Origin of the sequence: Xanthomonas sp. NCPPB 3583 (genome assembly GCF_041475715.2) — a bacterium.
Classification (GTDB): Bacteria; Pseudomonadota; Gammaproteobacteria; order Xanthomonadales; family Xanthomonadaceae; genus Xanthomonas; species Xanthomonas euvesicatoria.
Genome location: NZ_CM191263.1, coordinates 4,679,458 through 4,691,609, shown reverse-complemented (window position 1 = coordinate 4,691,609; position 12,152 = coordinate 4,679,458). Strand labels below are relative to the sequence as shown.

General features: G+C 62.3%; 10 protein-coding genes and 1 pseudogene. All 11 read left to right on the top strand.

Features of this window, described 5'->3' with window-relative positions; all coding sequences use genetic code 11:
- Nucleotides 1–126: 126 nt before the first annotated feature.
- The 11 genes and pseudogenes from ACCQ07_RS20150 to ACCQ07_RS20100 all read left to right on the top strand — a co-directional run bounded on the left by ACCQ07_RS20150 (nucleotide 127) and on the right by ACCQ07_RS20100 (nucleotide 11,691).
- Nucleotides 127–921: a type VI secretion system accessory protein TagJ gene (locus ACCQ07_RS20150; RefSeq protein WP_071118576.1), complete on the top strand. Its 795-nt coding sequence runs from the start codon at nucleotides 127–129 to the stop codon at nucleotides 919–921.
- 6 nt (nucleotides 922–927) lie between these two features.
- Nucleotides 928–1,431: a type VI secretion system baseplate subunit TssE gene (gene tssE / locus ACCQ07_RS20145; protein WP_372363607.1), complete on the top strand. Its 504-nt coding sequence runs from the start codon at nucleotides 928–930 to the stop codon at nucleotides 1,429–1,431.
- A gap of 4 nt (nucleotides 1,432–1,435) precedes the next feature.
- On the top strand, nucleotides 1,436–3,319 hold the full coding sequence (tssF, locus tag ACCQ07_RS20140) for a type VI secretion system baseplate subunit TssF (RefSeq protein WP_372363606.1): 1,884 nt from the start codon (nucleotides 1,436–1,438) through the stop codon (nucleotides 3,317–3,319).
- Nucleotides 3,283–4,323, top strand: a complete 1,041-nt coding sequence (gene tssG / locus ACCQ07_RS20135; RefSeq protein ID WP_071118575.1) for a type VI secretion system baseplate subunit TssG — start codon at nucleotides 3,283–3,285, stop codon at nucleotides 4,321–4,323. The genes tssF and tssG overlap by 37 nt, the downstream gene beginning before the upstream one ends.
- 53 nt (nucleotides 4,324–4,376) lie before the next feature.
- On the top strand, nucleotides 4,377–7,139 hold the full coding sequence (tssH, locus tag ACCQ07_RS20130) for a type VI secretion system ATPase TssH (RefSeq protein ID WP_372363604.1): 2,763 nt from the start codon (nucleotides 4,377–4,379) through the stop codon (nucleotides 7,137–7,139).
- 43 nt (nucleotides 7,140–7,182) lie between these two features.
- Nucleotides 7,183–8,064, top strand: a complete 882-nt coding sequence (locus ACCQ07_RS20125; protein WP_029820715.1) for a LirA/MavJ family T4SS effector — start codon at nucleotides 7,183–7,185, stop codon at nucleotides 8,062–8,064.
- Nucleotides 8,065–8,153: 89 nt separating this feature from the next.
- Nucleotides 8,154–8,270 (top strand): annotated as a pseudogene (locus tag ACCQ07_RS20120) (IS5/IS1182 family transposase); the annotation flags it as partial.
- Between the two features lie 310 nt (nucleotides 8,271–8,580).
- On the top strand, nucleotides 8,581–9,336 hold the full coding sequence (locus ACCQ07_RS20115) for a hypothetical protein (RefSeq protein ID WP_372363603.1): 756 nt from the start codon (nucleotides 8,581–8,583) through the stop codon (nucleotides 9,334–9,336).
- A 459-nt stretch (nucleotides 9,337–9,795) separates the two neighbouring features.
- Nucleotides 9,796–10,185 (top strand): DUF4124 domain-containing protein, encoded by a 390-nt coding sequence (locus tag ACCQ07_RS20110; protein WP_372363602.1) that lies wholly within the window; start codon nucleotides 9,796–9,798, stop codon nucleotides 10,183–10,185.
- 51 nt (nucleotides 10,186–10,236) lie between these two features.
- Nucleotides 10,237–10,896 carry a CPBP family intramembrane glutamic endopeptidase gene (locus ACCQ07_RS20105; protein WP_338338595.1) on the top strand — a complete coding sequence of 220 codons (660 nt, stop codon included), beginning with the start codon at nucleotides 10,237–10,239 and terminating at the stop codon, nucleotides 10,894–10,896.
- 60 nt (nucleotides 10,897–10,956) lie between these two features.
- Nucleotides 10,957–11,691 (top strand): hypothetical protein, encoded by a 735-nt coding sequence (locus tag ACCQ07_RS20100; RefSeq protein WP_014091413.1) that lies wholly within the window; start codon nucleotides 10,957–10,959, stop codon nucleotides 11,689–11,691.
- Nucleotides 11,692–12,152: the final 461 nt, after the last annotated feature.

The window sequence follows — 12,152 nt, the reverse complement described above, 5'->3', positions numbered from 1 at the left end:
CGCTGCGCCGCCCCAGCCGCCCAGCGGATGTTGGCGCTGTGACGTTGGCTGCCTCCGATGGCGGCAATGCAATGACGGGCGGTGCCGCGCACGGCACCGCCACCTTCTTCGATAAGGAACCACGCGATGGATGCCACCGCACAGACCCTGCTTGCCCAAGGCGAGCCGGCGCAGGCGTTGCAGCAACTGATCCAGCAGGTGCGCCGGCAACCGGCCGATGCAGCGCAGCGCGTGTTCCTGTTTCAGTTGCTGGCCGTCCTCGGGCAGTGGTCGCGCGCCGCAGATCAGCTGCGCGCCTGCGCTGAACTGGATGCCGCCACGCTGCCCTTGGTGCAGACGTACCTTGCAGTGCTGCAGGGCGAACAGACGCGCGCCGAGGTGTTTGCCGGCACGCGGCTACCGCATGTGATTGGCGAACCGGCCGAGTGGCTGGCAATGCATCTGCAGGCGCTGCAACTGGCGGCGCAGGGCCATGGCGAACAAGCTGCGGCGTTGCGGGCGCAGGCCTTCGAACGGGCACCCACCAGTGCCGGCGTGCTCGATGGCGAACGCTTCCAGTGGCTTGCAGATGCCGATACCCGTTTCGGACCCTGCATCGAGCTCATGCTCGACAGCGGCTATGCCTGGGCCCCGCTCAGTCAGATCCAGCAGCTGCGCATGCAAGCGCCGCTGGATCTGCGCGACACCGTGTGGGCGCCGGTGAGCGTGCTATGGCGCAACGGCGGCCAGGCCTTCGGCTACCTGCCGGTGCGTTACCCCGGCAGCGAGCACCTGGATGCCGGCGAGCTGCAACTGGCGCGCCGCACCGAATGGACGCATGGTGCGCAAGGCGAAATCGGCCTGGGCCAGCGCATGTGGAGCACAGAGTCGCACGAGATTGCGCTGCTCGATGTGCGTGACGTGCAGTTCGACGCGGGCTGACGCGCCATGGCCGAACTCACCACCACCGAACGCTTGCAGCCTTCGCTACTGGACCGGCTCACCGATGCCGCGCCCAGCCAGCGCGAAGAGAGCCGCGAGCAACGCGTGATCTCGGCCACGCGCCTGCGCGAATGCGTGATCCGCGATCTGTCGTGGTTGCTCAATGCCGTAAGTCTGGAAACCAGCCGCCCGCTGGAAGCGCACCCGCAGGTGCGCAGCTCGGTACTGAATTACGGCATCCCGGACCTGGCCGGTGTTGCAGTGGCCGGCATCGATGCGGCAGCGCTGCAACAGCGCATCCGCGAGGCGATTCTGGCCTTCGAACCGCGGCTGATACCCGAGACGCTGCGCGTCAGTGTGCATGCCGATGCCGCACGCATGGACCGGCGCTCGCTGCTGTTCACCATCGAATCGGAGATGTGGGCGCAACCGCTGCCGTTGAATCTGTATCTGAAGACCGCGCTGGACCTGGAAACCGGCCGGCTCGATGTCGTCGAAGGGCACGGCTGACGCCATGGACCCGCGCCTGCTGCCGTACTACACCCGCGAATTGCAGCACGTGCGCGACATGGGCGCGGAGTTTGCGCGCGAGTATCCCAAGATCGCCGGACGGCTCGGTCTGGACGCGTTCGAATGTGCCGACCCGTATGTCGAGCGGTTGCTGGAAGGCTTCGCGTTCCTGGCCGCGCGCGTGCAACTCAAGCTGGACGCGCAGTACCCCGTGTTCACCCAGCACCTGCTGGAGATGGTCTACCCGCATTATCTGGCGCCGCTGCCGTCGATGGCGGTGGTGCAGTTGCAGCCGGATCTGAAAGACAGCGGGCTGGCAGCAGGCGTGGTGGTGCCGCGGCAAAGTGCGCTGCGCAGCCTGGTCGGCCCGGGCGAGCGCACCGCCTGCGAATTTCGCACCGCGCATGCAGTGAGCTTGTGGCCGTTGCAGCTGGCCGAGGTCAAGTATCTTGAATCGCCGTCCGCGTTGGCGGCTGCCGGCATCGCCTTGCCGCCCGGGCGCGTGGTGCGTGCCGGCGTGCGTCTGCGCTTTGAGCTGGTGGGTGGCGCGCAGACGCAAGCGCTGGCGCTGGATCGGCTGCCGCTGTTTCTGGCCGGCGCCGACGGCTTGCCCAAGCGCCTTTACGAACAACTGCATGCCGATACCACCGCCGTGGTGGTGCGTGGCAGTAATGCCAGCGGTGGCATGCTGGAGATGACGCTGGGCGCCGATACCGTGCAGATGCGCGGCTTTGCCGATGACGATGCATTGATTCCGTACGACGGCCGTTCGTTCAGTGGTTACCGCCTGCTGCAGGAATACTTCGCCTGTCCGGAGCGCTTTCTGTTCGCAGAACTCACCGGGCTGCGCGCGCCATTGCGGCGGTTGCACGGCAGCAGCTTCGAGGTGGTGGTGTTGCTGCAACGCAGCCTGCCGAGCCTGGCTGCGGCAGTGGGCGCCGAGCATTTCAAATTGTTCTGCACCCCGGCAATCAATCTGTTCCCACGGCGTGCCGATCGCATCCATCTGCACGCCGGCCTGCACGAATACCACGTGCTGGCCGACCGCACCCGGCCGATGGATTTCGAGGTCCATCATTTGGGCGAAGTGGAAGGCTTCGGCGATCGTCAGGAGCCGGAGCAACGCTTCGCGCCGTTCTATGGTGGCGACGCACGCACCTGGCATGCGCGGCATGGCGCGTTCTACAGCATGCGCCGCGAACCGCGCATGCTATCGGCCCGCCAGCGCCGCGATGGCGCGCGGTCGAGTTATGTAGGCAGCGAAGTGTTCGTCAGCCTGGTCGATGCCGACGATCAGCCGCACAGCACGCGCCTGCGCCAGCTTGGGCTGCAACTGTGGTGCAGCAACCGCGATCTGCCGCTGCATATGCCGGTAGGCAAGGGCACCACCGATTTCACCATGGACAGCGGCGTGCCGGTCCAGAGCGTGCGCTGCGTGGCCGGGCCGACCAAGCCGCGCCCGGCGTTGTCGGCTGGGCAGACTGCGTGGCGCCTGCTCAGCCAATTGCAGCTCAATTATCTCTCGCTCTTCGAAGACGGCCCCGACGGCGCCGCTGCGCTACGCGAGATCCTCACCTTGTACTGCGACCCGTTCGACGCATCCGCGCAGCGGCAGATCGAAGGCGTCAAGCAGGTGAGCGGCACACCGATCGTGCGGCGCATCCCGGTGCCTGGCCCGATCACCTTCGGTCGCGGCCTGGAGATCACGCTGACCTGCGAGGACGCCGCCTTCGAAGGCACCGGCGCCTTCCTGCTGGCTTCGGTGCTGCGGCACTTCTTCGCGCGCTATGTCTCGGTGAATTCCTTCACCGAGACCGTGCTGCGCACCACCGAACGCAACGAGGTGGCCCGATGGCCAGCCCAGCCCGGCACGCGCCCGCGCCTGTGAGCGCGGCGGCTGCGGCGCTGGCCCAGGCGCTGCAGACCCGGCCACAGGATTTCAGCCCGTTCGCGGCCTTGCGCGCGATCGAGCGCTGCCATCCGCTGCAGCCACGCCTGGGTGAATCCACGCGCGCCAGCGACGATGTGCTGCGGCTGCGGCATGCGCCATCACTGGCATTCGCACCCCATGCGCTGGACCGCTACACACCGGCAACGCACGATCAGCCTGCCGCGCTGTACGGTCTGTTTTTAGGCCTGTTCGGTCCCAATGCACCATTGCCCTTGCACCTGACCGAATACGCCATCGAGCGTGCGCAGCAAGCCAAGGATGGCACCTTTGCCGCATTTGCCGATGTGTTCCACCACCGCATGCTGAGCCTGTTTTACCGCGCCTGGGCGCAGGCACAGCCCAGCGTGCAGGCCGAGCGCCCGGCGAGCGACCAGTTCCGTGCCTGGCTGGATGCACTGGTCGGCATCGCCAGCCCGCATCTGCGCGACCGCGACGCGTTGCCGGACGATGCACGTCGTTACTACGCCGGCCGTCTTGGTACCGCCACGCGCACGCCGGAAGGCTTGCGTGCCCTGCTGCAGCAGTTGTTCGAATGGCCGGTGCAGGTACAGGAATTCATCGCCGAATGGATGCGCCTGCCGGCCGATGCGCACCTGCAACTTGGTCTGGGTCCGCGCAACGCGCGGCTGGGCGTGGACAGCGTGGTGGGCGCACACGTGCGTGGCGCCCAGCAACGCGTGCGCATCTGCCTGGGGCCGCTGCCGCGCCTGGCGTTTCAACGCTTTCTTCCGGGCGGCCAAGCGCTCAGGCAACTCACCGCTGCGGTGCGCAGTTATCTGGGCGACGAATTTGGCTGGGAACTGCAGCTGTTGCTTAAGGCCGACGAGGTCCCCACGCCGCACCTGGCGCGCAATAGCCGGCTGGGCCTGGATACCTGGCTCGGCCGCCGTGCCTGGAGCATTGCCGACGCCGACGAGGTGCTGCTGCGCCCCTCGGGGTGACGCAGCGCCTTGCCGATTCGCTTACGACTCTCTATTCGATTCAAGGACGCACCATGGCCGAGATCTCCCGCAGTGCCCTGTTCGGCAAGCTCAATCCGCTGGCCTACCGCGGTATCGAGAGCGCCACCGTGTTCTGCAAGCTGCGCGGCAACCCGTATGTGGAGCTGGTGCATTGGCTGCATCAGTTGCTGCAGCTGCAGGACTCGGACCTGCACCGCATCATCAAACACTTTCAGCTCAACCCCTCCACGCTGGCGCGTGATGTCACGTCGGCCCTGGACGCCTTGCCGCGCGGTTCCACTGCCGTCACCGACCTGTCGGCCAATGTCGAAGAAGCGGTGGAGCGCGGTTGGGTGTATGCCTCACTGAGTTTTGGTGAAGCGCAGGTGCGCACCGGCTATCTGGTGGTTGGCATTCTGAGCGTGCGCGGTTTGCGTAATGCATTACTGGCGATCTCCAAGGAGTTCGACAAGCTCAAGCCCGCGGTACTCAGCGAAGACTTTGCGCAGATCGTGGCCGGCTCGCCGGAAGATGGTTTGCTGCCCAGCGATGGTTTCTCACTCGGTCAGACCGCTGCACCTGGGGAGGCTAGCGGCGCCATCGCGCCGGCCGCACTGGGAAAGCAGGAAGCACTGAAGAAATTCACCACCGATCTCACCGCACAGGCATGCGAGGGCAAGCTGGACCCGATCATCGGCCGCGACGACGAGATCCGCCAGGTGGTCGATATCCTGATGCGGCGCCGCCAGAACAACCCGATCCTGGTTGGCGAGGCCGGTGTCGGCAAGACCGCGGTGGTGGAAGGCTTCGCACAACGCATCGCGCGCGGCGATGTGCCACCCGCGTTGAAGGACGTGCAGCTGCGCACGCTGGATGTGGGCCTGCTGCAGGCCGGCGCCAGCATGAAGGGCGAATTCGAGCAACGCCTGCGCGCAGTCATCGACGAAGTGCAGGCCAGCCCCAAGCCGATCATTTTGTTTGTCGACGAAACCCACACCCTGGTCGGCGCCGGTGGCGCGGCCGGTACCGGCGATGCCGCCAATCTGCTCAAGCCGGCGTTGGCACGCGGCACGCTGCGTACGGTGGGTGCAACTACGTTTGCCGAGTACAAGAAGTACATCGAAAAAGACCCTGCACTGACGCGGCGTTTCCAGGCCGTGCAGGTGGACGAGCCGGACGAAGCCAAGGCGGTGCGCATGATGCGCGGCGTCGCTTCGATGATGGAACAGCACCACCGTGTGCAGATCCTGGACGAAGCGCTGGAAGCGGCAGTCAAGCTCAGTCACCGCTATATCCCCGCGCGGCAACTACCTGACAAGTCGGTGAGCCTGCTCGATACCGCCTGCGCCCGCGTGGCGGTGAGCCTGCACGCTACGCCTGCGGAAGTGGACGACAGTCGCCGCCGCATCGAATCGCTGGAGACCGAACACGCCATCATCGAACGCGAGCGTGCGATTGGCATCGTGGTGGAGGAGCGTGCTGCCGCTTGCGCCAACCTGCTGGAAAGCGAACATACCCGCCTGCGCGAGCTGGAACAGCGCTGGGTTGGCGAGAAGGCATTGGTGGACGAGCTGTTGTCGTTGCGCGCACAACTGCGTAGCGGTAATTCATCGGTGGAAGGCACCGGCAGTGCGTTGGAAGCAGAGGCCGACACCGACGCAGATGCCGCTGTGGCGCAGTCGGCGTCTGGCGACACTGCCGTGCTCGACGCACCGGTGCAAGTTGATCGCGACACGCTGTTAGCGCGCCTGCAGTTGGTGCAGGCCGAACTGGCAGCATTACAAGGCGAATCGCCGCTGATCCTGCCCACCGTCGATTACCAAGCGGTTGCCGCCGTAGTCGCCGACTGGACCGGCATCCCGGTCGGGCGCATGGCGCGCAACGAGATCGACACCGTGCTGCGCCTGCCCGACCTGCTGGCCAAGCGCGTGATCGGCCAGGACCACGCCATGGAAATGATCGCCAGGCGTATCCAGACCAGCCGCGCCGGCCTGGACAACCCGGACAAACCGATCGGCGTGTTTCTGCTCGCCGGCACCTCCGGCGTCGGCAAGACCGAAACCGCACTCGCGCTGGCCGAAACCTTGTACGGCGGCGAACAAAATCTGATCACCATCAACATGAGCGAGTACCAGGAAGCGCATACCGTCTCCTCGCTCAAGGGTGCACCGCCGGGCTATGTGGGCTACGGCGAAGGCGGCGTGCTCACCGAAGCGGTGCGACGCAAGCCGTACTCGGTCGTGTTGCTGGACGAAGTGGAAAAAGCCCACCCGGACGTGCACGAACTGTTCTTCCAGGTCTTCGACAAGGGCTGGATGGAAGACGGCGAAGGCCGCCGCATCGACTTCCGCAACACCTTGATCATCCTGACCAGCAACGCCGGCACCGACCTGATCGCCAGCCTGTGCAAGGACCCGGAACTGATACCCGACCCGGAAGCCATGGCCAAGGCCATCCGCGAGCCGTTGTTGAAGGTGTTTCCGCCGGCATTGCTCGGGCGCTTGGTGGCGATTCCGTACTACCCGCTGAGCAACGCCATGCTCGGGCAGATCGTGCGACTGCAGTTGAACCGCATCAAGAAGCGCATCGAGGAGCGCTACAGGATTCCGTTCGAGTACGACGATGCGGTGGTGGAGCTAGTGGTATCGCGGTGCACCGAAAGCGAATCGGGTGGGCGGATGATCGATGCGATTTTGACGAATTCGATGTTGCCGGCGATGTCGAGGGAATTCCTGGGGCGGCTTGCACACCAGGCATCCATCGGAGGCGTAGGAATGAGCACGAATCCAGACGGCTTCTCGTACCTGTTCCACTGACAGGCGCAGGCGCGCACGGACAGAATCCAAAGAGAGGACTTCGATGAAGATCAGTGATGCATCGGAATTGGAAATGGTGTTGTTCCTGGATGAGAATTTCCAGGTTGTCGATGGTGTCCAGATCGAAGCGACGCAGCGGATGAGGGACATGCTCGTCTTCGCGCGCATGGCCAGTTTCCTTTCCGACAACGAAGCGCTTGCGTCGGCGGTCAAGGACCTGTCCTTTGAGCTGGGCACGGAATACGCAAAGTTCCGTGAGGTACAGCGCGATGGCGTCAATTATCGCCGTCTCGGCGCCTTCTCCTGTGCGCTTGGAAAATATGCATCCTATTACGGGTTCAGTAGGAAAGTGGTCATTCTCAATGGCCAGATTAGCCCTGCTGATTTCAACGATGTAGTGGGGGCGAAGATCATGTTTCGCGACCTTTTCACCCGCGCCCATGGCGAGTTCACGCACGCGATACAGTGGCTTCTGCTGGTCCAGCGATTCGGCGAGGTGGCGGCCGTTTACTACGCCAAGTCAGTCCAGTACCGTTCCACCCGGACGTTTCTCGCACAAGGCGGGCCACAGCGAGCCTATATGTGGAATTTCCTGGTGGACTGCTTCGACGGTGCGGAGGACTATCGACAGAACATCTACGCTAAGACATTCAGGTGCCCGCAGATCGCTACCGAACGCCTGCGGACGCTGCTCCCGACTCAATCGTGGTTGGGGGAATTCCTCTACGCTCGCCGGCACAAGGGCTTGAAAAATGGGGAGGAACCCTACGTAGACGCACACTACACGAATGGGCGGACCATCAACATGAAGCCACCCCACATCAACAGGACGGTCTGGACAAACGACGGGGAAGAAATTCGGGCCTATACCCAGCTGCGCGAAAACATCTATTACAAGTCTGTCATTGAGGCGAGGAAGAACTGAACTTTTGGAATTGTCGGGTGCGCGGCCAAGATTTCCGTAATGCCCGATAAGAACTAAAAGGAGCGCAGAGCATATGAATTCCGAGCTAGACCGGTGCAGGCAAAAACGAAGAACTGCAGAACTGCGAAGCTGCATTCTTCATCGCCGCCACTTCCTCGACGATCCAAGCCATCGGCAACAAGCGCGAGCGTGCTCGGGAACAGCGTTAGGAACACTTTAATAAAAAATCGGATCAGGTTCGGTTTAGAAGTGAATCTGACCCCGTCTCCCGGTCCAGGAGCGTTACAGGATTATTTTCAAGCATGACGATGCGCTGATGGAACTAGTGATGATTCGATTTGCCGCGGTAGTGAAACGGAACGAATGATCGATGCGATTTTGTCGAATTCTTTGTTTCCCCAGATTTTCGGGATTTGGTGACGCCTAATCGGATTGGAGAACTGTGATGATTGACACCAGTGGCAGAAGGCGGTGGCTTTGCTATCAGTCGAATTTTTTAAAGACAGGGTGCCTGCAATGAGGATCCTATTCTGGAATGTCCAGCGGCTTGGTGCTGGAACGCCAGGCAGCAAGCAAAAAATAATGGAGCAAGTTGTCGCTGAGGCTTTCCATCTGCACAACGCAGAATTTGCTGTCCTATGTGAAGTTACAAGCGACCTTGAGCTTGGAGGTGTGGCCATCAACAAGCAAGTAGTCACTGCTAAGCGGACCGCAAAGGGGACCAAGGCTCAGCTTGGCTATGCAGCTATCGATGATGACCTCGATGAAAGTGTATTGATGCGCTTTAATCCTCCAAGCTTCAGGGACGTTTTCGGAACTTCGCCTTGGAAAAAAGGCGGAGGTGAATTCACGAAGCAAAGCAAGCGTCATGTTGCGTGTCTGGGGGCTTTGAACGGGATAAGTTTGTATGTTTACCATGCCAATGCTAGCGGGAAGGCGGCCTTTTTAGTTGGGTGGGTAGCCGAGGCACTGCATCAGCTGCACAACGGCTCGTTTGTGTTAATGGGAGATCTGAATTGTGAGCCCGCAGGTCTCATCCTCGCCATGCAAGAGAGTGGTTCCGATCTTAATTATTTCAATGTTGCTTTTAATGGAGACACGCATAACGCTGAGATTGGAGTTTCCAAGACGTACGATTATGCAATCTCCGGAAGCAATGTTGCGACCAATGTTGAAGTGCTTAATATTGCTCCCGCAGTGGCCAACTTTTCTAAAAGCATCAACCCGCTCGACGACATATCAGATCACTGTCCAATCATTGTGACGTTCTGAAAACCATTTGTCAGCAATGTGCCGGAACGAACGAAAGTGCAAAATAGGTAACTGGTATCACAAAGCCGGGGTAACCGGGCCAGGCTAACCTATCGGTCGACAACAGCGACTTGAGATGCCGACGAGCCGCTGAATGCCCGCAAAAAGATGCGTCTATGGCCGCTGTGCTTGCGCGTCGGCGGAAACTGCAGTTCTTTGCACTTCCATCGCCGGCCAGAGTTGTGTCCGGCGCAAAAAAAAAGGGCTGCATGCGACATCGGTCAGCGAGCACTGTGCGTCTGCTTGGCGCTGTCATCGGCAATGTGCCGGGTTCATGGCGGTCCAAGCCGGTCCAAGCCGGTCTCTAACAAGCCGCCAGGCGCGCTTTATCCATCTTCGTCACTGAAGAAGAGAACGCGTGCTCCAAGAGACAACCTTCGTTCTCCGCTATCGGTAAGCTATGCCGTTTGGGGGGCGTAAATGAAAATAAGTCTTGCGGTGGTGATGTGCGTGTTGTCGTTACCGGCAGCGGCGCAGTCGGCCTACAAGTGCAGCGATGCAAAGCTGGGGACCGTTTACCAGTCCACGCCGTGCGCCGACGGCGCCGAGCAGAAGCGTTGGAACAAGCAAGCCGGGCCGGCTCCGACCGCAACGGTTGCGGCGACGCAGGCTGGCCCGAACACGGTGTCTGCCACGGGCCAGGAGTCAAACCTGGGCTTACGCCTGATCAGCTACGAGCGCCAGCCGAGCCCGGAGGCGTGTATGCGCGCCACCCATGTGCGCGACAGCGCCCGCGCCGATACTACGATGCGTGGCGATCCGGATTTCATGCATGCTCTTGAGCGAGCGGTCGTGCAGGCCTGTCGCTAGCAAGGGTGTTCAAGTCGCGCATCTGCAATCAAGGCACGGCAAGGAAGATCGATGCAAGGACGTGAAGGGGCTTTTTCCAAATGGTGCGAGTTGCTGATCGTGGTGACGATCGCCTTCGGTCTGCTGATCTGGTCCAGCCTTTCGGCGGTGGCGCGCGATGCCATAGAGCCGGTCTTCTCCGACGCTAGCCTGTGGGGCATGGTGGTCTACGAACTGCTCGTTCTGGCGATCTTGCTGCCAGTGCTGTGGTTCCGCGGATGGAGGCCGCAGTCGCTGGGGCTGCAGTGGCAACTACGCGACTTGGCGGCGGGACTCGGCTTGCTGGCGGTGTGTCTGTTGCTCACCTATCCACTGACGCTGTTGAACTGGAGCTCGGGGAGCAACACGAATCCATTCGATGCGATGGTCGCCGGGCGGCTATCGATCGCGGCTGTGCTGGCGATCTCGCTGATCAATCCGATCTTCGAGGAAGTATTGGTGTGCGGTTACGTGATCCGCGCGCTGGAGCCGCGCTATGGCCCTGCAGTTGCGGTGAATGTCAGCGTGGCGGTCCGCGCCTCGTATCACCTGTATCAGGGTCCGATTGGTGCCATCAATATCTTGATGTTCGGGCTGATCCTGGGCTGGTGGGTGGCCCGACGCGGGCGGCTGTGGCCGGCGATCCTGGCGCATGGCGCGCTGGATTTGCTGGGCTTGATGGCCTACACCTGAGTGGCCTGGCGTAGCCGCGATGCCGCACACTTGCCGCTTAACCGAACACAGGACGAAGCAATGGCACGGCGATATGGATGGAGCGGGATGCTGGTGTGGCTGGTGGCGTTCGGCGCGGTGGCGGCTGGCCCGACGCCCGGCGAATACGGCACCAAGCAAGGTTGGGGCAGCCTGCAGGTCAGCGACAAGGGTGGGGCGCGCCACTTCGAGATTCTCGCCGTGGGCGCCAACGGCCACACCTGTTCGCTGGAGGGCACGCTGCAAGGCGACAAGGCGGAAGTGCGCGATGCCAGCGACACGCCTTGCAAGCTCGCGTTCAAGCCGGTGGCCGGTGGCTTCAGCATCGCCGCACTGACGCAAGACAGTTGCCGCGACTACTGCGGCATGCGCGCCAGCTTCGAAGGCGACTATCTGAAGTTGCCTGCCGGCTGCACCTCCGCGGCCAGCAGCCGACGACGTGAGGCGTACCTGCGCGACTATCGCGGCAAGCGCTATGCCGAAGCACTCGCCGGCATGCAGGCGTTCGCGGGCGAGTGCGGCGAGTTTTTCAACTGGCTCGATCGCGACCGCTTCGCCAACGACCGCGCGCTCACCCTGCTGCGCCTGAACCGTCCGCAGGAGTGCCTGAAGGCGCTTGATCAGACCATGGCCGGTCGCAGCCGCGACGAGGCCTCGTTCCAGGCGGAGATGGACAAGGACAGCACGATGCTACCGCCAAGCGACTGGGATGCGTACCTGCCCATCGCCAAGTCCACTTGGTTCAATCGCAAGCTCTGCGAGGCGGCCAAGCGTTGAATGGGAGATGGCTTGCCTTGCTGCACGCAGGGAAGCCCTTGCGCGCGGCGTCGCACGGAGCGTCGCTCGTGGTTGATCAACGTGATGTGCAAGAGAGTGGGCGCTTGCAGCCGCGCGCGCTGGTACTCATAACAGTATCGCCACTTCAGCCCGCGAAGGATGGACAATCGAGTTCATCGTTGGATTCTTGCCAATACGCAGTCATGCCGTTCCCGATCGTCCATCGCCGCAACGCTGCGGCTGATCGCACTAGAGCGTCTTGCCTAGCGAGATGACCTGGAGCCCGCTGCAGACAGAACCACCATTCTCGATCTTCGCAACCGGCTGAAACCCGTTACCTTGCCGCGCAACTACTGCCGAGCGTCAGCGCGGATCTGTCCCGAAAGCGCCGGCATCTGCGGTGCTGTTTGATCTTGGAAGTGGCGCCGGAACTGCACGAAGTTGAAAGCCCGTGCACGCAT